The organism is Bacillus sp. FDAARGOS_1420, from assembly GCF_019344915.1.
GTDB classification, from domain to species: Bacteria; Bacillota; Bacilli; order Bacillales; family Bacillaceae_G; genus Bacillus_A; species Bacillus_A mycoides.
The window spans coordinates 385,127-410,413 of the sequence record NZ_JAHWJB010000003.1 but is presented as its reverse complement, the minus strand read 5'-3'; the positions used below and the strand labels follow the sequence as shown (position 1 = coordinate 410,413).

General features: G+C 32.6%; 22 protein-coding genes and 8 pseudogenes. 22 read left to right on the top strand and 8 right to left on the bottom strand.

Annotated elements, in window-relative coordinates; translation table 11 throughout:
• Positions 1-65 precede the first annotated feature (65 nt).
• The 3 genes from I6L50_RS30865 to I6L50_RS35180 all read left to right on the top strand — a co-directional run bounded on the left by I6L50_RS30865 (position 66) and on the right by I6L50_RS35180 (position 2,739).
• Entirely contained in the window at positions 66-872 is an 807-nt protein-coding gene (locus I6L50_RS30865; protein ID WP_219303983.1) for an arylamine N-acetyltransferase family protein, read from the top strand.
• 542 nt (positions 873-1,414) lie between these two features.
• Positions 1,415-2,359, top strand: coding sequence for a CHAP domain-containing protein (locus I6L50_RS30860; protein WP_257475446.1), 945 nt, complete (start codon positions 1,415-1,417; stop codon positions 2,357-2,359).
• A 173-nt stretch (positions 2,360-2,532) separates the two neighbouring features.
• A complete protein-coding gene (locus I6L50_RS35180) occupies positions 2,533-2,739 on the top strand; it encodes a hypothetical protein (protein WP_257475445.1) in 207 nt (68 codons plus the stop codon).
• Between the two features lie 616 nt (positions 2,740-3,355).
• Here I6L50_RS35180 and I6L50_RS30850 read toward each other — a convergent pair.
• Positions 3,356-3,466, bottom strand: a complete 111-nt coding sequence (locus tag I6L50_RS30850; RefSeq protein ID WP_000540371.1) for a YjcZ family sporulation protein — start codon at positions 3,464-3,466, stop codon at positions 3,356-3,358.
• Between the two features lie 394 nt (positions 3,467-3,860).
• Between I6L50_RS30850 and I6L50_RS30845 the strand changes: the two genes are divergently transcribed.
• Entirely contained in the window at positions 3,861-4,142 is a 282-nt protein-coding gene (locus tag I6L50_RS30845; protein ID WP_088037994.1) for an LCI fold-containing protein, read from the top strand.
• A 427-nt stretch (positions 4,143-4,569) separates the two neighbouring features.
• Here the strand turns inward: I6L50_RS30845 and I6L50_RS30840 are convergent, their stop codons facing one another.
• Positions 4,570-4,818 (bottom strand): hypothetical protein, encoded by a 249-nt coding sequence (locus I6L50_RS30840; protein WP_219303982.1) that lies wholly within the window; start codon positions 4,816-4,818, stop codon positions 4,570-4,572.
• Positions 4,819-6,561: 1,743 nt separating this feature from the next.
• Between I6L50_RS30840 and I6L50_RS30835 the strand changes: the two are divergent.
• From I6L50_RS30835 to I6L50_RS30815, 5 genes and pseudogenes are all read left to right on the top strand, one after another.
• A pseudogene (locus I6L50_RS30835) lies at positions 6,562-6,903 on the top strand (Holliday junction resolvase RecU); the annotation flags it as partial.
• Between the two features lie 297 nt (positions 6,904-7,200).
• Complete coding sequence (locus I6L50_RS30830) at positions 7,201-7,500, top strand: ArsR/SmtB family transcription factor (RefSeq protein WP_219303981.1); 300 nt, start codon at positions 7,201-7,203, stop codon at positions 7,498-7,500.
• An 807-nt stretch (positions 7,501-8,307) separates the two neighbouring features.
• A pseudogene (locus I6L50_RS30825) lies at positions 8,308-8,670 on the top strand (IS6 family transposase); the annotation flags it as partial.
• Positions 8,671-8,908: 238 nt separating this feature from the next.
• Positions 8,909-10,120: an IS110 family RNA-guided transposase gene (locus tag I6L50_RS30820; RefSeq protein WP_219302052.1), complete on the top strand. Its 1,212-nt coding sequence runs from the start codon at positions 8,909-8,911 to the stop codon at positions 10,118-10,120.
• A 163-nt stretch (positions 10,121-10,283) separates the two neighbouring features.
• Positions 10,284-10,529 (top strand): annotated as a pseudogene (locus I6L50_RS30815) (DDE-type integrase/transposase/recombinase); the annotation flags it as partial.
• Between the two features lie 207 nt (positions 10,530-10,736).
• Here I6L50_RS30815 and I6L50_RS30810 read toward each other — a convergent pair.
• From I6L50_RS30810 to I6L50_RS30800, 3 genes are read right to left on the bottom strand one after another with little or no spacing between them, the layout of a single operon-like run.
• A complete protein-coding gene (locus I6L50_RS30810) occupies positions 10,737-11,147 on the bottom strand; it encodes a YvaD family protein (RefSeq protein WP_219303980.1) in 411 nt (136 codons plus the stop codon).
• Between the two features lie 52 nt (positions 11,148-11,199).
• Positions 11,200-12,264 carry an acyltransferase family protein gene (locus I6L50_RS30805; RefSeq protein ID WP_219303979.1) on the bottom strand — a complete coding sequence of 355 codons (1,065 nt, stop codon included), beginning with the start codon at positions 12,262-12,264 and terminating at the stop codon, positions 11,200-11,202.
• An 18-nt stretch (positions 12,265-12,282) separates the two neighbouring features.
• Positions 12,283-13,161 carry a class I SAM-dependent methyltransferase gene (locus tag I6L50_RS30800; RefSeq protein ID WP_219303978.1) on the bottom strand — a complete coding sequence of 293 codons (879 nt, stop codon included), beginning with the start codon at positions 13,159-13,161 and terminating at the stop codon, positions 12,283-12,285.
• A 416-nt stretch (positions 13,162-13,577) separates the two neighbouring features.
• Here I6L50_RS30800 and I6L50_RS30795 point away from each other — a divergent pair, with 416 nt between their 5' ends.
• Complete coding sequence (locus tag I6L50_RS30795) at positions 13,578-14,780, top strand: MFS transporter (protein WP_219303977.1); 1,203 nt, start codon at positions 13,578-13,580, stop codon at positions 14,778-14,780.
• A gap of 95 nt (positions 14,781-14,875) precedes the next feature.
• Positions 14,876-16,087 (top strand): aminotransferase class I/II-fold pyridoxal phosphate-dependent enzyme, encoded by a 1,212-nt coding sequence (locus I6L50_RS30790; protein ID WP_201033367.1) that lies wholly within the window; start codon positions 14,876-14,878, stop codon positions 16,085-16,087.
• 246 nt (positions 16,088-16,333) lie between these two features.
• Here I6L50_RS30790 and I6L50_RS30785 read toward each other — a convergent pair whose 3' ends face one another.
• Positions 16,334-17,041, bottom strand: coding sequence for an IS6 family transposase (locus I6L50_RS30785; protein ID WP_219303976.1), 708 nt, complete (start codon positions 17,039-17,041; stop codon positions 16,334-16,336).
• Positions 17,042-17,220: 179 nt separating this feature from the next.
• Here I6L50_RS30785 and I6L50_RS30780 point away from each other — a divergent pair, with 179 nt between their 5' ends.
• From I6L50_RS30780 to I6L50_RS35170, 7 genes and pseudogenes are all read left to right on the top strand, one after another.
• The gene (locus I6L50_RS30780; RefSeq protein WP_219303975.1) at positions 17,221-18,606 is read left to right on the top strand and encodes an S-layer homology domain-containing protein; all 1,386 of its coding nucleotides are present in this window, start codon (positions 17,221-17,223) and stop codon (positions 18,604-18,606) included.
• A 2-nt stretch (positions 18,607-18,608) separates the two neighbouring features.
• Positions 18,609-18,821 carry a DUF3006 domain-containing protein gene (locus I6L50_RS30775; protein WP_002069688.1) on the top strand — a complete coding sequence of 71 codons (213 nt, stop codon included), beginning with the start codon at positions 18,609-18,611 and terminating at the stop codon, positions 18,819-18,821.
• Between the two features lie 92 nt (positions 18,822-18,913).
• Positions 18,914-19,090: pseudogene (locus I6L50_RS30770) on the top strand (zinc ribbon domain-containing protein); the annotation flags it as partial.
• 545 nt (positions 19,091-19,635) lie between these two features.
• A pseudogene (locus I6L50_RS35730) lies at positions 19,636-20,068 on the top strand (hypothetical protein).
• Positions 20,069-20,092: 24 nt separating this feature from the next.
• Positions 20,093-20,320: a hypothetical protein gene (locus tag I6L50_RS30760; RefSeq protein WP_088030772.1), complete on the top strand. Its 228-nt coding sequence runs from the start codon at positions 20,093-20,095 to the stop codon at positions 20,318-20,320.
• A 70-nt stretch (positions 20,321-20,390) separates the two neighbouring features.
• Entirely contained in the window at positions 20,391-20,669 is a 279-nt protein-coding gene (locus tag I6L50_RS30755; protein WP_219303973.1) for an AbrB/MazE/SpoVT family DNA-binding domain-containing protein, read from the top strand.
• 111 nt (positions 20,670-20,780) lie between these two features.
• The gene (locus tag I6L50_RS35170; protein WP_257475443.1) at positions 20,781-21,110 is read left to right on the top strand and encodes a hypothetical protein; all 330 of its coding nucleotides are present in this window, start codon (positions 20,781-20,783) and stop codon (positions 21,108-21,110) included.
• Positions 21,111-21,349: 239 nt separating this feature from the next.
• Here I6L50_RS35170 and I6L50_RS30745 read toward each other — a convergent pair.
• Both I6L50_RS30745 and I6L50_RS30740 read right to left on the bottom strand, forming a co-directional pair.
• Positions 21,350-21,676 (bottom strand): annotated as a pseudogene (locus tag I6L50_RS30745) (helix-turn-helix transcriptional regulator).
• Between the two features lie 211 nt (positions 21,677-21,887).
• Positions 21,888-22,931, bottom strand: coding sequence for a tyrosine-type recombinase/integrase (locus tag I6L50_RS30740; RefSeq protein ID WP_219303972.1), 1,044 nt, complete (start codon positions 22,929-22,931; stop codon positions 21,888-21,890).
• A 232-nt stretch (positions 22,932-23,163) separates the two neighbouring features.
• Here I6L50_RS30740 and I6L50_RS30735 point away from each other — a divergent pair, with 232 nt between their 5' ends.
• From I6L50_RS30735 to I6L50_RS30720, 4 genes and pseudogenes are all read left to right on the top strand, one after another.
• Complete coding sequence (locus I6L50_RS30735) at positions 23,164-23,514, top strand: transposase (protein ID WP_219303971.1); 351 nt, start codon at positions 23,164-23,166, stop codon at positions 23,512-23,514.
• A 21-nt stretch (positions 23,515-23,535) separates the two neighbouring features.
• The gene (locus tag I6L50_RS30730) at positions 23,536-24,045 is read left to right on the top strand and encodes a helix-turn-helix domain-containing protein (protein WP_219303970.1); all 510 of its coding nucleotides are present in this window, start codon (positions 23,536-23,538) and stop codon (positions 24,043-24,045) included.
• A 563-nt stretch (positions 24,046-24,608) separates the two neighbouring features.
• Positions 24,609-24,775: pseudogene (locus I6L50_RS30725) on the top strand (HNH endonuclease); the annotation flags it as partial.
• A 14-nt stretch (positions 24,776-24,789) separates the two neighbouring features.
• Positions 24,790-25,242 (top strand): annotated as a pseudogene (locus I6L50_RS30720) (SMI1/KNR4 family protein).
• The last annotated feature ends 45 nt before the right edge of the window (positions 25,243-25,287 follow it).

Here is a 25,287-nt window from a genome sequence, read left to right as displayed (position 1 = left end):
ATAAACTTAATGGGTCGTAATAGCATTAAACGAATACATTTTCTGTGAATGGAAGGGGATATATCATGTTAACTGAATTACAAAAAAAGTTTTTCTTAAAATTAAAAATTCCACCAAAAGAAAATGTGAATTTCGAAGATTTACATACAATTCTTTTACAGATGGGGTACTTATTACCGTATGAAAATATAGACATCATGGAAGGAAATACGAAAGAATTTTCTAGGGGAAATATTGAAGAAAAGCTGCTTTTAAAGAATCGTGGCGGATTATGCTATGAAATTAATTCTTTATTATATTATTTTTTGTGTGATTGTGGATTTAAAGTATATCGAATAGCTGGAACTCTTTATGATCCGAAAATAAGAAAGTGGAACCCTGATGATGGTCACGCACTTATAGTTTTACAGCACAAAAATGACAACTATATAATAGATGCTGGCTTCGCATCCTATCTTCCTTTACATCCAGTTCCTTTTCATGGTGACAGCGTGACTTCTGTAACGGGCGAATATCGTGTTCGTAAACAAAATACGAAGAAAGGAACCCATGTATTCGAAATGAAAAAAGGAAAAAATGGAGAAACTTCGCATTATTTTGATTCGAATCTTACTGATACCTGGTCTATCGGTTATGCTTTTTATTTAAATGCAATTAATGAAAAAAAAGTGAATGATATACAAAATATGGTTATAGAGCATCCAGAATCGCCAGTGAATAAGGGGAATATTATTTGTAAATTGATTGAACACGGTCATATTGCACTTACTAAGCAAAGTTTTACAGAAACCCGACATGGAAAAAAATCTAAAAAAGAAATAACAGAGAAACAATATCATCAAATACTTAAAGATCAATTTAATATTTTTTAGACAGGTAACATGAAGGTAGTTAGCTATAAGCTGTAATAACTCGTTGTTCTCTTTTTTGTATGTGGATTCTGACTATTATATCCTTTTATGATATTTTAAGGATGGGCGAGATAAGAATCGAAACAATTCATGCGATATACAAGAAATTACAGCAATTATACATAGCTATTTAAACTATAATCGTATTTTTTAAGCAGACGTATACTTTTTTTGAACTTTGCAACAGAATCCAAATTAGCACAAAATCTTGTTCTGGGGTAGTTGTATTTTCTTAGCTTGATAGCGATGTGACTCTATCCCTATTAGGCAAAATAAAAATGGATATCATGCTAGAATTAATGTGAGATTGTAAAAAATTGTACCTAAACCAAAGGTCAAGTTTGGTCAAGGTGATAAAGTGGGATAATCTGTGAATAGTTCAAGAAACAGGCTTGAAAGTATTCGTGTACTTGTTAATGAAATACTTGATTTGGACAGCTTAGTTAACAGACAAGAAGCTTATGCTACTTAATGGAGTATCATCTTTCGCTTCGATGTTTGCAATGAAGAGAGGATTAGAGACAGAGATTGCGGCTATCACAGGTTTGCTTCACAACTACTATTTCTATAAAACTGGTATTAGTTATTTTCTCGGTATTAATAGTGCTAAAACCGTTAGACCTATCATAAGAGATTTAAATATTTTTTCTAAGGATGAACAACTTACCATTCTTCGGGCAATATTCTACCAGAATCAGCGTGGGAAAGTCCACGGTCCATACGATGAATTAATCAAAGATGCTATTATGTTCAATAATTTCTTTCAGGACTTGGATCACACCGTATCCCATATGGATGTTCAAAGATTTCATAATGTATTTGGCGACTTATCCATTCCAAAGGATCAATTTGAAGAAGTAGTTCCAACCAATCATAATGAAAAGATTACCAAAAATAGAAAAGATAATCGAAGTTTGTTGGCCGATATTTCCGAAGAACTAGCAAGTCAAAACATTATTGGAATTCCAGAAGATAAACTGTATACGGAAATTTCCCATTATTGGCCTAATCCCGATATATATAAAGTACTCCAAGGGAATTGGTGTGCAGCATTCGTATACCATTGCTGTATGCAGGCAGGAATGGTATACGAATGCTGTATGCAGGCAGGAATTTTGCTGCCGATACGTTATCCAAACGGTAATTATCGACTAGCTGGTGTAGGTGCTATATTTGAGTGGGCTCAACTAACCGAAACTGGATTTTTTTATTATGATGACCAGAACTTTAGACCACAACGCGGAGATATAGTTATTTATGAAAAACTTTTATCAAATAATTCTCACGACCATATTGGAATTGTCCTTGACTGCGAAGACCAAGAAATTCTTGTCGCAGAAGGGAACAAAGATAATGAGAACTATTCAAGCGTTTTTCGTAGGTATAGGGAACGCAATATTCTAGGGATTGTGTATAAAACGACGGTGAAGCATAGACAAGCTGTCTAGCGAAAAAATCACGTTTTAATAGGCTTCTTTAGCATGCCTACTTTTCTATAAATTGCTAGTTTTGAAACAAGGATCGTTTCATATCTAGTAATTTACTTGGTTAGCTTGATGGGCATGCGGCTGTACCCCTATTTGTTAAAACTTATATCTTAATGAGACACGATGTAGGAATTATGAGAGAGAAAAGACCTAAAAATAAGATATATATTAGACCTCGTTTACGCATTCATGGATCTACAGATATCTTGGAACATTTAAATGAGTTTATGTTTGAGGAGTTAGACATTAAAAAGAAAAAGTTGCAGACTGATGGGAAAATACAAAAAGCAAAAACGGTATATTTCCAATCATATAAAGATATTGAGAATATTTTTATATGATTGGAGCTTCAGAAACATTAGAAACGTTGTATTCATTTGATATTGGTTTTCATGATGCTGATGAATTTGCAGAGACCCACCTTCGGGAATAGGTGGATCATTAGGGTACTACTATCTCATTGCACAAAAGGGAATTTGCATTTAAATAATAGCATACTCTTAAAGTTCTTATATTGAGAAATAAAGAAAAGACACCCTAAGGTGCCTTCCTCCGACTTGAACCACTTAACTTTTAATAATATGTATTGGACATCAAGTAAACACGACCTATAAAAAAGAATCATTTATTTTCACCAGATTGTTAGTGTACAAATACAAGAGAATCGAGATCGTTTGTTTGGCTAGATTAAAGCAACGCCACATCTATATGGTTGAGATGTGTTACGCCTTCTAATCGGAGAATCTGCTTTATAGAACGTGTCCACGAATTATATTTTACTACATATAATATTTATTTGGTGTAATTTTTCTGAATATGTATAATTGCATTAAGTTTACGAGAAAAAGAGAGTATACTTTGGTATTGTGTAATAAAGAAAAAGCCCACCTACGGAAATAGGTGGGCTTTTTAACGCATAAAGAAAAGACACCCAAAGGTGCCTTTTCCAATAGTTTTTTAGCAGAAGCAACTGCATCCGATAATGATTAATAAAATAAATAATACAACTAATAAAGCGAATCCTCCAGCAAAACCGCAGCCTTCGCCGCAACTACCACCATATCCCATAATAATAGTTCCTCCTTTAGATAAGAGGGTGAAACTAGGGTTCATTCCATGTATTTTAACGGGTTCACTTTACCTTATGTTTTTACGCCTGAATTGAGCAGGTCCTAAAAAAAAGACGCCATAAGGCGTCCCCCACAATTGGGTAGATAGGGTTTAGTTTTCCAATTTGAAGAAATTATGTATCACACCTTGAGAGTATATCATAATATCTGGTTGATTTATTATGCATTACTACATACTCTTCTAAAACCCTCTATTTTCCAGTTGAAAAAATAGAATCCCAATATTATCAAAATTTAAATAAATATTTCTACATATTCAAAATATTTACAAAAATTAAAAAGGTGATACATTTAAGTTGTAAGCTATAAAAATTATTATAGGGGGATTTATTATGTTCAAGAAATTAGTAGTAGGAACATTAGCAACTGGTATTGCATTAACAGGAGGAATTGGAGCAGCTTCAGCTGATACGCAACAATCTGTGAGCTCTCCGAAGCAAGCAACATGCTCAATTCCTTATGAGTATTCTAATGGTAAATTCAAAAGAACTCTTTATTACTCAAATGGAGTATATGCTAATAGTTTTAATGAAAATGTTTGTGGCGGGACGATTACGTGGTATTTAAAACATGTTCAAAATGGAGTTGCTTTTTACGAAGGTAATTTAAAATAGTAAATTTTTTGAACCTCATTTATTGAGGTTCTTTTATTTAAAATTTTTAAATGGATTCTCCATAAAAAAGACACCCAAAGGTGCCTTCCTCAAACTTGAACCATCCCAATTTTAATAATATGTATTGAACTCCTATCCAAATCTTTTTTTACATGTTAAGTAATATTGTACATTGAGAAATCTGGTATACCTCTTTATTTAAACGTAAAAAGCCCTAGAGGGGACTAGGGCTTTTTGACAGAATGAATATGATTCAAAAAAGGACTTGTATAACGTAACATATAAATGTTTCATAAATGTATCGTAAAAGTGAACAAAATCTATAATTGATTAGAAAAATTAGCTTAATAAAAAGTCGAACAAAATAGTTATTTGAAACTATTCGCGAAAAAAGAGCACTAAAGAAAGTGCTCTTAGAAAATACATTTTATATTCTGTTTTGAGCTACGATCTTAATATTCTCTGGTGGAATGATAGCTTGAATTTTTTCTTTTAAATCTACTTGGACCATTTCTTCAAGATGTTCAAGTGAAACATCAAAGTTTATGCATTCCGCAGTTGCGATGTTTAATAAAGAATAATTTTCATTCTTTTTAACAACAAGATATTGTGATTGATCTGTTAGTACTATGCATCCTTGTTGAATTCCTAATTTACGATTATCTTCAAAAGTCATAAATAAATCTCCTAACATTTTTCTGATAAGAATTGTACTACATAAAAATGTTAGTGTCTAGTCGGTCTTATGTAAGAACTAAAGTCAAACAAAATCCTTATTTTAAATGAAAAAGCCCTAGAGTTAGGGCTCTAGGGCTTTTTGTGTTGGTATATCTCACACGATTTTATAAAAAGAATAGAACGTACTGAAGATAACACATGAATGTTTCATAAATGTATCGAAAAAGTGAAAAAAATCAAAATGTGAATAAAAAAATAGCTCTTACAATTATGTAAGAGCCCCCTAAACAGAGAAAAAGTCGTATGTGAAACCATATGGGAATCACAATAACATTTTAACACCTAAATATATAGTTGTCTATATGTCTCGGCGTGATAGAACTAAACAAAAACGCTATTTGGTGGAAAAGGATGTGCAGTTTGAAATCTGAAGAAGTTAAACAGCTCATTACTGATTTAGAACGTAGAAAATCAGTTTAAAACGAATCAAAATGGCTTTTTGAGAATCCATAGTGAGGAATATTGCGATGGTGTTAATAATCAAATAGGTATCCTGGACCACGTACTTATGAAGTTGAATTGGATTATGAGAGATGAAAGTAATTAGTATAAAAATTTCATTTGGTAGAAATAAAAAACCTAGTTTCCTAGGGTAATGGTATAACAGCTCAATATATTTTATTCTTTTATTTTTTAACGTAATATTACGTTAAAAAAATCAGATAAATGTAACCAATTACAGAAAATAAGAGCAGCTAACAAAAGCTAACTGCTCATATAAGGAAAACAGAGAAAGGATAACCATGTGTCTACAGTATTGACGGAATATTTATTTTTAATCAAGGGAGATTATATTTTACAAATTAGATTATGATAGCCGATATTCTCCATATTGACCAAAAAAGAACCAAAAATTCTATTGAAATTCCAAGTGTTCTTTTCCTAGTTTTTTGAAATTCTTTTATTAAATAGCCAACAGCACTAATTGCTATAAGAATGAAAAGAATAAGTTCTAGTGTAACTGGCATGTGATCTACTCCTAATCCATTGAATAATTTAGTATATAACGATTATAAGATATTTTTGTGGTTAATGGTGAAAAATTAAACAAAACTATTTCTATATGAAAAAAGGCCCCGTTGTCTCCAACAGGACCTTTCCTAAAATGGCAAAGAGTAACTCTTACCTTACTCTTTGTTCATATACTACAAGATTATTAACGAAAATCCAAGGCTCTTTATATTGAGAAATAAAGAAGAATCATTATAAAGGATTTTATCTTTTTTCATAAATAAAAGAGCAGCTAGCAAAAACTAACTGCTCGGCTGGTTCTCCAAAAGGGGGAAAGGAGAAAGGTTAGGGACTTCATTAAATGAGTTATGGCCATCGCCTATCTATATTATTGACGAAATATTAAGTTTTATTCAGGGAGGAAATCATAATCTATAAATTAGATTATGATATTCACTATTACCCATATCGCCCAGAAAAGAACTAAAAATTCAATTGTAATCCAAAGTGCTTTTTTCTCAGGTTTTTTAAACTCTTTTATTAAAGAGAAAACAGCACTAATTGCTATAAGGATGAAAAGAACGAGTCTTATTGTATCTGGAATTTTAACCACTCCTAATTTCAAATTAAATTCATTATATAACGTTTTTAAAATTTTTAGATAATTATTGGTGAGAATTAAGCAAAATTTAAACAAAATAATCCTTTAAATAGAAAGCGAGGAATAACAATGGGACTAGGAAACCGCAGAATGGCATTTGAAATGCTTATCAATCTGGCGAATGAAATGTATCAAAGAGGAGGAGTGGCACTTATAAACAAGCGTCCGACTCCTGTGAAGGTGTTAAAGAGTAAAGGTGGCCGTGTACTAAATGGATTCTATGAAGCTAAGAGTACAGTAGACTATGATGGCGTGTATAAGGGACGGGCTATTGCATTTGAAGCGAAGAAGTCTACACGATTTGATTTAAAGAACATTGCGCAGCACCAATTGGATTATCTGGAGAAAGCAGAGAAGATGGGAGCGATTTGTTTCTTCCTTATGAATTTTATTCAGGGAATAAATACCTTTGATATCCTAAGCTAGTTTATCTAAAGTGTAAATGGGTATATTGATGGCACTAGTATTTTTATACTGCATAATTCATTAATTCAAAGCTACAAAGAGATAAAATTTCTTTGTAGCTTTTTTAATTACTAAACACATCTAAAAAACTTCACGACAAACACATATTAACTTCGCACATAGCACAAGTTGAAAATATATAATTAACTTATATTTAAACGTGCAAATAATTTTAATATAATAATATTAGGAATATACATTGAAAAATTCGAATAAAATATAAATTGAATGCGAGGTTGTATTATGAACAAATTTAATAATGGTAATGTACAAGGTTTAGTTTCTGAAGAAAACGTTGAACTATTAAAAGTTATGGCTCATCCAATACGTCTACAAATTGTTAGTGAATTGGCTAAGAGCAAGAAATTAAATGTAACACAATTAACTAATATTTTGGATATTCCACAATCAACAGTATCGCAACATTTATCCAAAATGAAAGGGAAAGCGCTGAAAGCTGAAAGAAAAGGGTTAGAGATGTACTATCATATTCAAAACTCCAAAGCTGATAAAATCATACAAATACTAGGCCATGCTAATTAAATAAAAAAATAGGTGGATGTATACCCAATCACGGTTTACAATTCACCTATTTTTTATTTTATAAAAACATAAAAACGTTATAGTATAATGTCTATAATTATAGTCCTTGTTCTATGTATTAAAGGTTTTAAAGCGTATGTTATAGAATTTAAGTCTTTTAAAAATGAAAGAATGAGCGTACTTTATAGTGTGAAATGCTGAATTATCAACGGAGACAGTTTATTTAGTACCCATTTTCTTGTCTGAAAAGTATCCAGTTTTATATCTTTTTACATCTTAGATAGAAAGTGGGATATAATACTAATATGATATACGAATTGAGTAGATAAGTTTAGAGACAGCTATTGAATTAGGTGGCATTGGGCTTAGAGAAATCCTCACGTGAAAATAGTTCTGCAGGTGGAGAAATTAAGAGATATTTATTTCGAATTAGAAATAAATAATTATCAGATGAAAGGACCTGGAACTGTCTTCCATATAGCAATAATAAAGATGTTTAATTTCTAATATAGAAAACAATAGGGTTACTACATTCAATATGTAGTAACCCTGTTTTTAAAAAATTATCTATCAAAAATGATACTCAATTAAATTCGTAAGTTTATCCTTTATTGTATCTTGTAACTACATTTTCCCTTGCTGTAAAGAAACAAAAAAACATTTTTTTATTCAATAATTCCAATTTCTAGAGCCTTGTGGACAGCTTCTTCCTTGTTTCGCACTCCGGTTCTGGTGCAAAAATTTAAGGACAATTGCAAGGAATCTATAAATCTTGGACATACTGTTACTATTACTTTAAAAAGGGTGCGTGATTTGGTGGAAATGCTAGAAGAACGGGGTTTATCCATTTCTCATACAACGATTATGCGTTGGTTTCATCAGTATGGTCCTGAATTGGACAAACGGATCCGCCGTCACCTCAAACAAACAAATGACTCTTGGAGAGTCGATGAAACATATATCAAAGTAAAAGGTCAATGGATGTATCTGTATCGTGCTGTTGATTCGAAAGGAAACACAATTGATTTTTTCCTAAACAAAACAAGAGACCAAAAGGCTGCAAAGCGCTTTTTCAAGAAAGCTTTGCGGTCTTTTCATGTTTCAAAGCCACGTGTTATAACAGTCGATAAGAACCCGGCTTATCCTATAGCAGTTGAACAGTTAAAAAAAACATACTAAGATTAGTAGTGCAGGCCAAGGCATTGGTTCGCACTACTATTTTTTATATAGTAGAAGTGAAGAAAGGGTCGTGTATGCTTTAGGATTCTGAATCCGTAAAAAAAACTGACCTTCTTCACTTACCTTATTTGAATCAGTTTTTAGTATGTTGGTCCTCGAGATCGTGTATAAGAAATGGGAATCGATAAGTGTAAGATGAAGACTTCAACTTTACGTCAGGAGGAACCTTATGAGACACGTAATTGCATTTGATATCAGTATGGGTAAAAGTTATATGGTCATTTATAATGCACAAAAACAATGTATCTTTGAAAAAGAAATCAAACATTCAAAGTCTGAATTTGAAGAGCTACAAAAAAAGATACATGAGCTTACCAATGAAACTGGCAAATCACCTGAAATTGTGTTCGAAGCAACAGGCATTTATTCCAGGCAGCTAGAACGATTTATGCAAGATAACCAATATACATATTGTCTATTAAACCCCTTAGAAGCAAAATTACAATGTGATTCCTTACGGATTCATAAAACGGACCGAAGTGATGCACATCGACTAGCCATTACTCATTTTACAGTTACCCGAAGGGTATCTCATAGAACGGACCACTTATTCCATCAGTTAAAGTCTCTTTCGAGATTTTATAGCGAACTGGATGGAGAATTATCGATGATTCGTAGTCGTATGCACAAAGTAATTCAATTAACATTTCCTGAATTAGAAAAAATGTTCACTAGTAAATCGGATCTATTTTTAAATTTTGTTCAACTATTTCCCCATCCAGATTGTGTTTTAAATCTTTCTAAAACAATCATAAAAAATCGTATTCGTGCCAATACCAATAAAAAAATATCAACTATCATGGCAGAGAAAAAGGCAATTCAAATACTTGAAATAGCGAAAAATTCCTATCCAGCCGTTTCACAAAATGATGTCCTATGTGATCAACTCAAGGTATACGCAAGGCGTTATCAAGAACTTCTTCATCAAAAGGAACATTGCATTAACAAGATGGTACATCTTGCCGAACAACGTGCAGAATATAGTATCATTTTGAGCCTTCCTGGAATTGGGCCAAATACAGCTGTACGTTTAATGGCTGAAATAGGAGATATTACTCGTTTTGCGAATAACAAGCAATTGAATGCATATGCCGGTATTGATATACGTCGCTTTCAATCCGGTAAAACTTTTTATAAAGATAAAATTAATAAACGTGGAAATAAACATTTACGAAAACTACTTTTCCTGATTATCCAAAACATGATTAAACAACGGCGTTACGGGCGAAATCACATTATAGGGTACTACGATAAATTAAAAACGCAACCCTATAACAAATGTCATAAAGTTGCGTCCATTGCGTGTGTGAATAAGTTACTGAAGCTTCTCTTTCATCTTATTACACACGATATACACTATGATTATCGGTTAACGGCCTAATATCATAGTTTTATTCATCATATCATATCTCCCCCTAGTAAAAAAACGAATCATATTAGGGGTATTTAGTATGCGTTATACGTGGATACATGTGTGATATAGATTTTTGGTACTCAATCCATCAAAAATCTATAAATACAGGTTGACTAATCGTAAGAAAAGCATACCTGATGGTATGCAACTTAGACAACAAAAATACTTGAATAACATAGTAGAACAAGATCATCGCTTTATAAAGAAGCGATGATCTTGTTCTATGCTAGGGTTCAAATGTTTTGACACAGCTACATCCATTCTTTCTGGAGTAGAAGCCATGCATATGATTAAAAAAGAGCAGCTTGATTTACGGGACCAGTCTGTCCAAAATCAGAAAGAATTCATCCATCAATTGTTTGGACTTGCAGCATAAGATACGATTCCGTTAGGAATATATGTGCTTTATTCTCCTATATTTTATTTTTGCACCAGAATCCTTATGAATCAACCCTTAAATTTTAAGATTAGTATGTATATAAAAAGAGGATAACCAGCCTCTTTAATAGACCAATTATCCTCTATTCTTATACCCTTATATAATGTTAAGCTACGCCTCCTTTTTTTAAGTGAATTTTAGATGCTATATTTTGCGACCAAAATTATCATCATCTTTTGGGGCAACAACGGTTTTAATGAAGAACAATGGATAGATAAGTAAATATCCGTTAAATACCCACCAAGTAATATCAAAATCATTGTTATAAGCCCAAAATGCAATGGCTTGTAAACCAGAACAAAATGTTAAAATCAACGATATTAAAGCAAGGGAACTCCAAGAAGAACGTTTTTTGTTATATAGGTATATGCTGGTAAGGCCGGTAATAGAGATTAATATATCCAGAGGGAAAAACGACCAATTCCATGCCACGATGATTGGATTATCATAATCCTTAAACGCCCAACTCTCCGGTATAAGGTGGAAAATAGTAACTAGCCAATAAATAATAAACCCAATATCAGTTACGAAGAAAAACGGTTTTAAATAGTTCATTCGTTCCTCCTATACAAATTTAGTATAAAGTGTGCCTTATCTAGGATGTAAATTATATTATTTTGTTTATTCTAGGAATCCGAAGCAATAACATGCTTATTCCTAGTGATAAAACAAAGGTTAATATTGTTACTAATATTGTTTTTAAAATAACATTCAATTCAAATGGACTAAACATAAGTTGCAAACCAACAATAATAGGGCCCTGAATTATATATATAGAATAACTAGAACGGCTAATTTTACTAAGAAGGGGAGTCGTGTAGTTTAATTTCTTCTTGAACAGAACTAACAGTTTTAAAATTATGCCTACAAAAGTAAATGGTTCCCAAAAAGAATAACATAGCGATTCCATAGTAACTCCGCCGAAAAAGTAATTTATGCGATCCCCATCTAAAAAGAATACAATAGGCATTGTTAAGAAAGAAACTATTGAAATTCTAAAATAGATGGAAGCAGCTCTTTCGTTTATTTGATTCAGCCAATTATTTCTGTATGCAATGATTCCAATTATAAATAATACGATGTACTGAGGAAAATATCCAAGTGTGAAGTCATGTATGTATAGTCGATCAGTTGGAAACAGTAATCGAACAACAAAGTTACAGATACCCATAAATATAATAAAGACGAATATTTTCTTTATGCTTGGGAAACTAATCTGTGGTATTTTTATTGCCGTAGTTTTTCTTATAATGGCATACATTACAGTAAAGTAGAATAACGCCATAACAAACCATAAATTATAAAAGCCTAATGACGAGAGATAACTTTGTTTCTTTACAAGGTTGATACTCAAGGGGTTTAAAACAAAGAAATAAACAAAAGCAGGGATAAGTAGTTTAGGAACTCTATCTCTCAAAAAATTGAAAAAGCCTTTGTCGTCAAAAGACCTAGGTGAAAAATATGCTGCGATAAAAAAGAAAAGGCCCATAAAAAAGCTTTGGCATAGAGCGTTTATTAGAGTAAGGACAGATGTGGAAATGGTATCATCCGACGGTTCTATATAATACCATCCTCCAGCTCCCCCGTAGGCACTACTCGTATGAAATAAGACAACTAAAACAGCAAGAAATGCTTTTAAGTTGTTTATATAATGGAGTTTCTCATTGCCCATTTACTCGTCTTCCGCCTTTCATATACTACTACCTTTAGATGCCACCCCAGCAACAAATGTATGGCTTAATTTAAATTCATTGCCCTGTTGAATAAATAGATTTATTTGTTCTTTAATTTTATGTAATATTTCTTCTTCTCTATCTCTATCGAGTACATCTAAGAAGCCAGCTGCGGCACCAGAACGAAAAACCCATTCCATCGCATCTTCTGCATCTTTACAAGGAAGGATTTGTTCCCCTTCCCAGCGATCAATTGTATTTAAATTCCCTTTATTAAACCATTTTTGTAGGGTAAGAGAATTCGGTGGCAAGTTAATACTGATGTAACGTTTTAAATATGTAGGGTCATTACTAAGAACCCGTTCAAATGCGTTCATAAGAATTTCTTCTGAATCACATCTTGTTTCTATTATTCCAACTTGGCCATTAGATTTTAGAACACGATGGACCTCTTTGAGAAAAATAGCTGGATTTGTATAGCAAATAGCCCAACCGCACACCACCGTATCAATGCTTGAGCTAGGGATTTGTTTTAAAAATTCCACCATATCTCCTTGGTGCATATTGAATTTCAATCCAGAATATTTAGATATTTTATTCCGTGCAACGTCTAGCATACCAGCAGATTGATCGACAGTTGAAATTGTACCTTCACCATTTAGACGATTGGCTACCTCCGCAGTAATAAAACCAGTTCCACAAGCTAGTTCTAATACGTGTTGTCCAGGTTGTATATTCATTTTATTTAGTAAACCTAGTGAATGTATTCCCATTGTACTAGAAAAGAAAGAATCATAATCATCACTAGCTTTATCGTAATCTTTGGAGCTATCTGCATATTGATTCGAAACTTTAAACCATGCTACTCGTGCTGCTAATTTGACTTTGTTTAACATGAATTTCCCTCCGTAAATAGTTAATTAGTAATTAAAACGGCTACCTACCAACAATACTAGAGTGACCTAATGAGATGTCATTTGTAAAAAAACGGAATTTGCAAACCCAGAATTCATGCTATCACTGAGAAAAAATTTCGTCAAGTTATATTTTATGTACATGATATACAAATTATATAAATAAAATTAAGCGGAGTTTCTCAGGATAAGGTTGCAAAATTTACTAAGATGTTAATAGAAAGTGGCAAGTAATCAGAATTATTTAGCACAAAATGACATAGAATCATATCCTAATTTTCAGATAAATTAATTAGAAGTATTTGACAGAAGGTACCATATTGTCATATCATAATTTTCAGACGAGTTAAAATCGTCAATCATTTCCGGAATCTAAACGGAAAGGAGGATAATACTGAGTGACAAGATTTCAAAGTCTGAAAAAAAATCCGCTAACTGGATTACTTGTAATTTCTATGGCTGTATTTATCGATATGTTGCTATATAGTTTAGTGGTTCCTATCGTCCCTTTATATGTTACGAAATTTGGAGCTTCTCAGACTACTGTTGGGATTTTAATAAGTTGCTATGCTTTTACTTTTATAGTTTTTACCCCGATTTTAGGTGTAGTATCTGACAAGTTCGGAAGACGTGGCTCAATGCTTTGGGGAATGGTAGTACTAATAGCAAGCACTTTAATGTTCGCTTTCGCAAGTAATATGTACATATTAATTCTAGCAAGGCTATTACAGGGGATTGCCGCCGCTGCCACATGGACCGCTGGCTTAGCCCTTATTACCGACCTATACCCAGCAAATAAAAGAGGTAAGGCTTTAGGGACCGTTATTACTTTCATGTCAGCTGGAACACTTCTAGGGGCGCCTGTTGGTGGATTATTATATGAATGGGGAGGATATCAACTACCTTTTCTACTTGCAGCCTGTATTGCGTTATTAGATGGTTTAGCAAGGATGTTTTTATTAGAAGATCCACCGAAAGATAAAGAAGCAAGTAGTATAGACATCCTGAAAATATTTAAAGACTTTGAAGTGTTAAAAATCTTTGGAGTTGTTTTACTTGGGTCATCCGCAATAAGCATTCTAGAACCAACATTGCCTATTTATCTTATGGAACATCTAGGCGCAAATACTGTACATATAGGTTTTCTGTTCGGGATTACAACTCTTGCATATGGATTGGCAAGTCCAATTGCCGGTTGGTTATCAGATAAAAGTGGGACTTTTTCTATTATGATGATTGGTTTAATCATTCTGGCTGCATTCTTACCTTTAGTAACGATTCCAAATTCATTGGTATTAGAAGGAGTTATATTGTTCTTTTTAGGGGCAGCGGCTGGTTTGGTTTTGACACCTACACTTCCAGAACTAGCGAATTCTGTTGATCGCTTAGGAGGGGGAGCATATGCTACTGCATTTGCCGTTTTCAATGTTGCGTACTCTGTCGGAATGATGATTGGTCCAATATTCGGTGGCTTTTTTGCAGATATGTTTAATGTATCAGCAGCTCTTTATATTCTAAGTGCTATTTTGGTATGTTACAGCATTGCATTAAGATTTTTGAAGGGCGAAACAAAAAAGACCGAACATAAAAATTATTTATAGAATAATAGCCTTATAACTTAGTTTTTATTGTGCTTAAGGAAATTGGAATTAGCAATTATAAAATAAATGATATCAGGGATATTTGGAGGAAAACAATGGACATATTTAAAAAGTGTTATGATTGGGATTTTGTTAAGGGGTTACGAGAAAATAATATGTATCCTTATTTCAAAAAGATACAAAATAAATTCGGAACAGAGATAGTTGTGGATTCCAATAAAATGTTGATGGTCGGTTCTAATGATTATTTAGGCCTATCTAACGATGTACGTTTAATAGAAGCTTCTGCGGAAGCAGCCGCAAAGTTTGGAACTTCTTCATCTGGTTCAAGGTTTTTAAACGGAACTTTATCCATTCATGAAGAACTAGAGGAACGGTTAGCAAGATTTTTACATAAAGATAGAGCATTGGTATTTTCAACAGGATTTCAGACAAATTTAGGTGCGATTTCCCCTCTCTTAGGACGACATGATATCGCAATTATTGACCGAACAGTTCACGCTTCTATTGTAGATGGTATACGTCTAGGATACGGAAAAATGAAACGTTTCCGCCATAATGATATGGAAGACCTTGAAAAACAACTTAAAAGTTGCCCGGAAAACGTAGGGAAACTAATTATCGTTGACGGTGTTTTCAGTATGGAAGGCGATTTAGCAAAACTCAAGGAAATAGTAGAATTGAAAAAGAAATATGGTGCACGAGTGTTAGTTGATGATGCACATGGAATTGGGGTTCTTGGAAAAAATGGCCGTGGTACATGTGAGCATTTTGATGTCGAGCCTGATATTGACCTGATTACTGGTACGTTTAGTAAATCATTTGGTAGTTTAGGAGGATTTGTTGCTGGTGATGCCGATGTTATTGATTACATTCAGCACCAGGGAAGAAGCATGATTTTTAGCGCGAGTATGACTCCTTCAAGTGTAGCTGCTACAATAAAAGCATTGGATATCATAGAAAGTGAGCCAGAAAGACGCGATAGATTGTCTCAAACTACCCAAAAAGTGTGTGGTGAATTAACAAGATTAGGTTTCAACATAGGTGAAACAGAAACACCAATTATACCGATCATTATAGGTGATACTACAAAAGCATTTTCATTTTGGCAGGGCTTAATGCAAAACGGTTTATTTACAAATCCAGTTATTTCTCCAGCAGTACCGGAAGGAAGCGAATTACTTCGCACATCATTTATGGCTACGCACACGGATGAGCAAATTGATGAAATACTAAATATTTTCGAGAAGGTTGGCCGTGAGTTTAACATAATTAAAAATGAAGTAGGTGTATTATCTACTAACTAAGTTAATGTTAATCGTTCTGTTATTTATTGAGTTTACTGCCTCTATTTTTCTTTTAAAAAAAGCATTGCAAAATATGTAAAATCTTGGTAATATATATATTAACTTGTCCTACTACTTACACAGTAGTAGAAAAAAACTAGAGAACTTTTCTCTAGTTTTTTTGTGTGAAGCTATTCTATATTTGGTTCTGGTGCAAAGATTGTATTTATTTGAAAGAGGTATATAGATTCCTAATGGAATCTATTCTTATGCAGCCATTCCGAATAGTTGATGAATAAACTTCACTTCATTTTTGACAGACTTGTCCCGTAAAATAAGTTGACCTTTTTTAATGATATGCATCGCTTCTATTCCTGAAAGAATAGATTTAGCTGTACGAAAAGATTTCAATCCTAGCATTGAACGAACTCTCTTTTTAATAAAACGATGATCTTGCTCTACAATGTTATTAAGGTATTTCACCTGCCTTATTTGGATGCCCACAGGCATCTTTTTCTCTGTCTTCAACTCTTCAGTCGCTATAGGATAGGCCGGGTTTTTGTCCACTGTAATCACACAGGGCTTTGAAACATGAAAAGACTGCAAAGCTTTCTTGAAAAAACGCTTTGCAGCCCTATGATTTCTTGTTTTGCTTAAATGAAAATCAATTGTATATCCTTTTGAATCAACAGCACGATATAGGTACATCCATTGACCTTTGACTTTCACATACGTCTCATCGACTCGCCAAGAATCATTGGTTGACTTAAGATGACGTCGTACTCGCTTATCTAATTCGGGACCATATTGATGAACCCATCGCATGATAGTTGTATGAGCAAGGGATAGCCCGCATTCTTCCATCATTTCGACTAAATCACGAAAACTGAGGTTGTACTGTAGGTACCATCTCACAGTTAATAAAATAACATCCGGTTGATAATGTTTCCACTTGAATAGATTTTGCTTTTTCATACCAATCACATCCTTTTTTAGAGTAATAGTATCAGTATGTCCAAGTCTGAAAGACTTTTTTTAGACATTTTGAAGTTTTTGCACCAGAACCCTCTATATTATCCTATTAAACTTTGAAATATTGGTAAGAAATGCTAAAGTTAAGTAGGTTAAAAAACATATAAAGTGAGGCGATATTCTTGAAGAAGTTAAGCTTGTTACTAACAGCATTTGTAATGGTTTTATCATTGTTCATCCCTAATCTTGCAAGTGCTAAATCTTTCCCTGATGTCCAAGCTGGCCATTGGGCAATTAAAGAGATTAACTATTTATCAGAAAAAGGCATTATTAATGGTACTCCAGAAGGACATTTTAAGCCAAGTGACAATGTAACTCGCGGACAAATGGCATTAATGCTAGATTTATCGTTAAAATTAGAAAAACCATCTAGCTATGATCATATCTTTTCTGATGTAACCAAAGGTATCTATTACTATGATTCTGTACATAAGTTAGCACATAATAACATTGTACAACGTGAGAAAAACTACTTCCCTGACCGCTCATTATCTCGTGCAGAAATGGCAGTAGTTCTTGTTAAAACTTTTGATTTGAAGCCTACAGGTGCGGACGTCAATTTCCCTGATGTTCCATCTACTCATTGGGGTTACCAATATATCAAAACGTTAGCTCAAAACAATATTACTGCTGGATTCCCTGACGGTACATTTGGTCCAGACGTAAAAGTAACTCGTGAACAATTCGCTGCATTCTTGGCTCGTGTATTAGAACCAAGTTTCCGTCCGTCTCTTCCTAAGCCTCAGGGTAACTTAGAGGTTCATTATATTGATGTGGGACAAGGTGATGCTACATTTATTAAGTCACCAAGTGGAGAAACAATCCTCATTGACGCAGGTAACAATGGAAAAGGTAAAGTAGTGGTGAATTATCTAAAAGGATTAGGATTCAACACAATTGATTATATGATTGCTACTCATCCTGATGCCGATCATGTAGGCGGGTTAGATGAGGTCCTTTATTCTATGAATGTAAAAAATGTTTACGCTCCTAAAGTAAGTCATACGACACAAACGTATAAAGACTTTTTAACTGCAGTAGCTAACAAAGGATTAACAATTAAAGAAGCAAAAACTGGTGTGACTTTACCAATCAATGGTTTAAACTCACAATTCTTAGCTCCTGTTAAAGAATATGGTGACGACTTAAACGAATGGAGTGCTGTGTTAAAAGTAACGCATGGTAGCAAATCATTCTTATTTACTGGCGACGCTGAGACAAAAAGTGAAAAAGATATGGTTGCAGCGCATGGTTCTAACCTAAAATCTGATGTATTAAAACCTGGTCATCATGGAAGTAAGACTTCTTCTTCTCAACCATTTTTAGATGCAGTTAAGCCAAGCATTGCTGTAATCAGTGCCGGTGCAGGTAACCGATATGGACATCCAACACAAGAAACTTTAGCTAAGTTATCTGCAATGTCTGTTACGGTCTATAGAACTGATTTAAATGGAACAGTAGTTGTTAACAGCGATGGTTCGAATATTTCTGTAAGAACGGAGAGATAATTATGAAAAGAGGTATTATTGACCGTTTTGAGGGAGAACTAGCAGTTATTGAAATTAATAACTCCACAATTGATGTACCTAAATCGAAACTCCCTTCTACTGCAAAAGAAGGTGACGTTCTTATTATTGAGGATGATAAGTATACAATCGATAAGAATGGAACAGATAAAAAAAGACGTGAAGTCCAAGATTTAATGGATAAACTATTTGAATAGCAAAATTAAATATTAAAATGAGAAGAGCCGCCCGACAGGACGGCTCTTCTTTCACATATACATAGGCTTTATTTACAATTAAGCAAATTATAAATGTTAAAAATCTGAATCTACGTAAATGGGACTGCCCTTCTTATCGTACACATCATGATAGGGATATTAACGCAAGTATTAATTTAAAGAATGAAGCGATAAGGCTTCTAACCGTAAGGAATCCCCCAATTCTAAACGAAGTGAATGTGGAGGTAGTTCAAACTGTTTCTTTTTAGTCATATTGAACACCCTCTAACTTATTCATAGTTATATAATAACCTTAATTAATTTCTGTAAATTTATATACAAGGTTTTTGATATTGATGCATAAGAACTATTACTATAAAATGAAGATGCTGTGACTATCGGAATTTTATCTCTTATCATGTTTATCCTCATCTTTTCTACAACTGTCATAGTGATGAGTATTGTCTTATGGCTAAAAACTAACCAGCTTTATACTCCCGACATCATAAGATTAACCGGCGCAATTATATGTTTAATTAGTTCTGTAATTTTACTTATTTTTAAGAATAAATTCGAAGTCACTTATAACAAATTCACTGAAATATTTAGTCAGTATACAGGGGTCTCGTTGCATGTAATAGTTTTAAGTTTATTTGATTATTTCTGGTGTTTGCTATTGTTAAAGTGATTAGGCCATAAATAAATTTAATACGTTGTTAGGCGAAATTGTGGCGTACTAGCATAGTAAGGTAACTTATGAAAAACGAGCATTTAGCAAATGGACCTTTGTAAACTATTTAAAAGGAGATTATACATGTTAGAGACTCTTGAAATGAGAAAAAAGCAACACGAAATAAAAATATAAAAATATACAAAAATACTACAATCCATTTTTGTGGGTAATCTCAATTATTTATTTTCTCTATTTCATGTTCATTAATAATTCTCTCTCAGTATATCTATTACTTTCTTTCATTATCGGTTTAACCCTATGGAGCATCGGCATAGCTATAAATTTAAAACTCATACATGAGCTAAAAGGAAAAGAAAAAATCTTAAATATAGAAACAATAAACGAAATGAAAAAAAATAAATATATGAGTCCAGGAAGAAAAGAACGTTATATCAAAGATTATAATGCGAAGAAAGATGAACTAGAAAAGATAATGATTTACGCTAAATTTATGTTAGAGGCTAAAGAAAGAGAAAACGAAATAAAAGATGATAATAGCAATTTAGATATATAATTGTAGTGAGAGGAGAATAAAAATATGTCGATAGAACCGTATATAAATCTTCGTAAAACAGGGAAAGAAATTGATGAAATTCAAAAACAATATCTGTTAAGTGAGGCTACGGTTTTAACTTTGGAACTAGGCTATAAATGTTATGAAAAAAATATTTCGTTGGATAAAGCTATTAATCTTGTAGATAAAATTGTAGTATTAAACGCAAATGATACTAAGCATACATCATTTAGTCCATCTGTTCATATATGATTTATAGCTAACATGAAAATTTATTAAAAGAATTGGATCATTTAAAAAATAAATAAAAGGGTGGTATAATATGAAATCAACAGGTGTGACACGTAAAATAGATGGATTAGGACGTATTGTTCTTCCCAAAGAGTTAAGAAGAACATTAGGAATTGCAGAAAAAGATCCTATAGAAATATTTGTTGACGGTGAGATGATAATATTACAAAAATACAAGTCATATGATGCTTGTACAATAACTAGTGATATTTCAGAAAAAAATATTTCATTAGGTAATGGACAAATTGTTCTTAGTCCTGAAGGGGCTGCACTTTTAATTAAGGAGATTCAGCAACACTTAGTGAAGTAAGATCATTTTACTTAGCATTAAACCATTATTAAACTATGTTATCAAAATAAACCATATTAAAAGTGTTTCACGACACAATTTAATATGGTTTATTTAAAAGAGGGGAACACTATGAAGCGAAACAAGAAAATGCGAAAAAGAAATTTTCTTCAATTAACATTAATAGTTCTATATTTAATGGTTGTATTGAACATAATATTAAAAGCTGACGTTAGAACTCTCATACAAATGGCTGAAGAACAATCTTTCTTACTTCAGAAAATAATTCTGGTATTTGTCTTTATCGGAACTATATTTATATCTCTTTACAATATCACTCTTCATAAAAAACAAGCAGATGAGAGAAAAAAAGCAAAATCTTTATTACCTATGTATATAATCGTTACATTTATGGCATTGTTTTCTAGTGACATAGCTAATTACATTAAAAATTTTATTTAACCTAATTATATATATTCATCCACAAAAAGAAAAAAGACATCTTTAACGATAAGATGTCTTTTTTCTTCAACTTGAACCACCATAACTTTACTAACATTACTTTCACAATAACAAATATATCAGCAATCTTTCATATCACAATCATTCTAACATTATAAATCATGCTTTCGTTATATATAAATTCAAATGCAATAAAAGTTCACAAGTCATATAAAAGGTGCTATATGAAAACCTTAAATTCATTTAGTGAAATGTTTTTTAATGAAATTAGTATAATCAATAAGAACATCAAAAACTTCCTGTTGTTTTTAAGGGGATAGATCTGACACTGCTACTTTAATTGATTCTAATTTACTTTCTAGAGGTGCGTTTCGTCCAAATAATTCATCAATGGATACATTGTATAAGTCTGCAATACTCATGATTGAATCTACGTCTGGGTCAGTTTTTCCATATTCCCAATTGGCATATGTGGTACGTGCGATATTCAGGCGATATGCTACATCGAATTGAGTATATCCCTGTTTTTTTCTCAACTCAGCAAGTCGCTTACTTAGTTGAGACATATCATCACATTTCCTTTCTGATTTATAACGTCAGTGTAAAACAGAAAAGTTAAATTGCATCCTTATGACTTATAATAAGTCATAAATTATTTTTATTTGTAATAGTTAGTCTTGATGTTGTGATAATAGAAAGCCATTAATAATTCTATACGCGAAAAAACAGGAAGAAATCGATACATCAAATCGAGAATCTTCCTATTATATATGTTTACTAAAACAATGAATTTCCTATATCTATTGTGGCCAAGTTTTGACGTCTTGTACGTTCCCTTAAATAGCGTTCCGTCGTCATAATAGATTCGTGTCCTAGATAGTCACGTATTTTCTTAAGTTCGACACCTTTTCCCATCAAATGATTCGCAAAGAAATGTCTGCAGGTATGGGGGGTAATTCTATCCTTTCGGTAACGTAAAAATGGTAAGTTTGTTTCTTCAATCTTTTCTGCTACATATTTTGATAAGTAGTCGGCCCTATAGTAAGAGCCATCGGCTTTAGGTAGAAAAGCCGATGTACTAGAGGCGTCCAATTCACTTGTTTGTTTCCGCAATTGACGAAGGCGACAGATATCGTCGAGTACATCTTCAAAAATACGAACTTCCCTGGCTTTATTTCCTTTCCCAACTACACGCAAGAGATAAGCATTTAATGAGGAATGGAATACAAGATCTGCCCATTTTGCGTTTGCAACTTCCTCAATCCGGAGTCCAGTAGTCGTAAGAAGGAAAAACAATGTATACATAAAGAAATTTGTTTTCTTCAGTGCATCTAGTATTTCATTTACTTCTTCAGGAAAGAGGTCACGATTGACCAGCTCTTCTTTTTTTACAGATACTTTTTTGAGACGACTACTATAGTCATCTGAGAGACCATTGTTATCATAAACGTATTTTAGAAACTGCTGGACTACCGTTTTCTTTCGACGTAATGTAGTGGCAGCATACTTCTTACTTAGTTGATAGAAGTAGATTTCCATCTCATTATGCGATAAATCGTGAATAGTTCCGATTGTTTCTTTTATGTAGCGAAGAAAATGAGACAGATCATGCAGATAAATCTTTTTTGTTCGTTCACTTCTTTTTTTCGTTAAAGAAGGTTCATCGTGTAGAAATAAATAAACCAATGATTCTTCACTTAATTTAGAATAGTCAATATTTCTGATGCCCATACCCATAATTTTTTCAAAATGACTGCTATCAAAAAAATCTGATTTTGATTTTAAAAGTTGGTTACTATGTTCGTAATTTATAATATTCAAATTTAAACACAACCTTTAGTAGAATGAAATATTAATCAAATGTTTTTTATATAAATTTTTATGATTCTAATTATACCACAATAAATGCGTTATTTATTGTGGTATAAAATGAAATGTTTAAATATATATATTTACCTTAATATTTAACGTTTCTGTTTAGATTATGTATAATGGAAATGTTTAATTTGTTTTTTTGTACATTTCAATCCAAGTGCGGTAGGAGGAGATTTTTTTGACTAATCTTCGTCGGAAAATTTTACATGAAATCTATAATTTAGAAGATACCCATTGTTCAATTTGCCCTCTGAACAACCTATCAGTGAATTGTACAGATGAGCAAGAACAGGCAAAACAAAGAAACTACAAACAATGCAAAGGTTGTCCCATTTTCGATTCAATCCGAGAGAAAGGAGAGAAATGGAATTCTTTATCGAAAAAGAGTACATTTAATAAGGTACGAGAACGTTATATGGAAAATCCATTTAAGTATCTGCAGTATAAGGAGTACTCAATCACAGATGTAGTAAAAGAAACAGGTTTAACAAAGTATCAACTAAGAAAATGTAAACAACAGCTAGAATGAAAGTTTCGGATGAGGTGAGAAATGGACTATTTATCTTTAGAAGAGGTATGCGATAGGGTAGGTTTAACAAAAAATCAATTAGGCTATTTAATTAAGTATACACACATCGAACCTATCAATCTGGATACCTGGAAAGCAGATGGTGGATATCGTTTTGAGCAAGAAGATGTAAAAAGGTTAGAGGAATTATACAAAGACTCTTTAACATTAAAAGAAGCGGCTGAATTTCTAAATAAATCTAAGACTTACGTTCATAATGCAGCTAAAGATGGGATATTACCCTTTAAAGAGATTGCTAAAGGGAAATCTACTGAACGATTGTACTTAAAAAACGATCTGGAAATTTTCAAAGAAAGAATTGAAAATAGATCAAAAGAGGAGTCGAAAGAAAAAAAGCAACATTTAAGTCTATATCTTGATGAAAAGGTAGTAGAAGCAATAAAGAAAAAGGCTGCAAAGAAAGGATATAATGGCTACAAGAAGTTTGCTGAAGAAATTTTATCCGCAGAAGTAAAAGAAGACATAGAATAATAGAAATCCTAGTGAGAATAGACCCCTAAAAAATATAAAAACGTTCTAATGGGCCTATTTTTATTTCCAAGAGACTTTTTAACAATCAGGTATAAATGCATTACATTAGATAGTAATGTTGTTTACGGGCTGATTTGAGAGGTCATTTTTTCGGGTCCGTTCCGGGAAAAATTCATTGTAATTACAAAAAAAGGGTTTATATATATAATATAGAAAATAGAGGGAAAGATAACAGGTAATTTTAAGAGCGTTTTATTTAAGTTGAGAAAAGTGTAAAGAAAGAAATGAGAGGTAAGGATCCCAGTATTATAAATACAAAGACTTCATTTGGAATTTGGTATGCCTATGAGAATGCTAGAGAGTTCGGGCTGACATATATCACGGAATACATCAAAAAGCATACAAGCTTTATTTGAAATTTACATAATAAAAAACAGCATATCAAACTATAATAAATTATGACAAAACAAGAAATATAGTATACATATTTAGATTATAGTAAACTAAAATCTTTTCAAAATTCTAAACTAATAGACTATGAAAAGACTGAATTGGCTTTATAATTTACGAATGAAGAAATTCAATTATTTAAAATAGAAAAATTCCAGAGCATTATACATGGCATCATCATCAAGACACTGGAAGGATGCAAATTGTAGATTATTAGACTCATCATGATACTGGTCATACAGGTGGATATAAAATTTGGGGTAAAGATAACGATAAATAGGGAGGTACTTGGTCATGAATCACATTACATGGATTAATGTAAGTGAAAAAAGAGTAACAGATGGCCAAATAAAATAATTAGAACAATACTTTAATATTAAATTTCCTAATGATTTTATTGAGTGTGTACAAAAATATGATGGTGGATATCCAACGCCAGATACATTTAATATTCCAGATCAAGATGAAAATTCACTTAATAATCTATTAACCTTAGATTCTGATAGAAAATATTCCATTCTAAAAACAAATAATACTACGAAAGATAGATTACCTGACAAAATATATCCTTTTGCTAGAGATCCATCCGGCAATCTTCTATGCTTTGATTATCGAAACAACACTGATTCACCAAAAATCGTATTCTGGGATCATGAGGAAGAAGACATAGAGGAAGCGATATATCCTGTTTGCTCAACATTTACAGAATTGCTTGCTAGTCTACGTGATTTCGAAGAAGAAGATTGAGGGCACTAAAAAGCGGCCTAGAATTCTAGACCGTTTTTTTATGAT

What these genes read in the sequence shown, in the direction of transcription:
- I6L50_RS30865 (WP_219303983.1), top strand. Translation starts at nt 66, where the DNA reads ATGTTAACTGAATTACAAAAAAAGTTTTTCTTAAAATTAAAAATTCCA.
- I6L50_RS30860 (WP_257475446.1), top strand. Translation starts at nt 1,415, where the DNA reads ATGAAGAGAGGATTAGAGACAGAGATTGCGGCTATCACAGGTTTGCTT.
- I6L50_RS35180 (WP_257475445.1), top strand. Translation starts at nt 2,533, where the DNA reads ATGAGAGAGAAAAGACCTAAAAATAAGATATATATTAGACCTCGTTTA.
- I6L50_RS30850 (WP_000540371.1), bottom strand. Translation starts at nt 3,466, where the DNA reads ATGGGATATGGTGGTAGTTGCGGCGAAGGCTGCGGTTTTGCTGGAGGA.
- I6L50_RS30845 (WP_088037994.1), top strand. Translation starts at nt 3,861, where the DNA reads ATGTTCAAGAAATTAGTAGTAGGAACATTAGCAACTGGTATTGCATTA.
- I6L50_RS30840 (WP_219303982.1), bottom strand. Translation starts at nt 4,818, where the DNA reads ATGACTTTTGAAGATAATCGTAAATTAGGAATTCAACAAGGATGCATA.
- I6L50_RS30830 (WP_219303981.1), top strand. Translation starts at nt 7,201, where the DNA reads ATGAACAAATTTAATAATGGTAATGTACAAGGTTTAGTTTCTGAAGAA.
- I6L50_RS30820 (WP_219302052.1), top strand. Translation starts at nt 8,909, where the DNA reads ATGAGACACGTAATTGCATTTGATATCAGTATGGGTAAAAGTTATATG.
- I6L50_RS30810 (WP_219303980.1), bottom strand. Translation starts at nt 11,147, where the DNA reads ATGAACTATTTAAAACCGTTTTTCTTCGTAACTGATATTGGGTTTATT.
- I6L50_RS30805 (WP_219303979.1), bottom strand. Translation starts at nt 12,264, where the DNA reads ATGGGCAATGAGAAACTCCATTATATAAACAACTTAAAAGCATTTCTT.
- I6L50_RS30800 (WP_219303978.1), bottom strand. Translation starts at nt 13,161, where the DNA reads ATGTTAAACAAAGTCAAATTAGCAGCACGAGTAGCATGGTTTAAAGTT.
- I6L50_RS30790 (WP_201033367.1), top strand. Translation starts at nt 14,876, where the DNA reads ATGGACATATTTAAAAAGTGTTATGATTGGGATTTTGTTAAGGGGTTA.
- I6L50_RS30785 (WP_219303976.1), bottom strand. Translation starts at nt 17,041, where the DNA reads ATGAAAAAGCAAAATCTATTCAAGTGGAAACATTATCAACCGGATGTT.
- I6L50_RS30775 (WP_002069688.1), top strand. Translation starts at nt 18,609, where the DNA reads ATGAAAAGAGGTATTATTGACCGTTTTGAGGGAGAACTAGCAGTTATT.
- I6L50_RS30760 (WP_088030772.1), top strand. Translation starts at nt 20,093, where the DNA reads ATGTCGATAGAACCGTATATAAATCTTCGTAAAACAGGGAAAGAAATT.
- I6L50_RS30755 (WP_219303973.1), top strand. Translation starts at nt 20,391, where the DNA reads ATGAAATCAACAGGTGTGACACGTAAAATAGATGGATTAGGACGTATT.
- I6L50_RS35170 (WP_257475443.1), top strand. Translation starts at nt 20,781, where the DNA reads ATGAAGCGAAACAAGAAAATGCGAAAAAGAAATTTTCTTCAATTAACA.
- I6L50_RS30730 (WP_219303970.1), top strand. Translation starts at nt 23,536, where the DNA reads ATGGACTATTTATCTTTAGAAGAGGTATGCGATAGGGTAGGTTTAACA.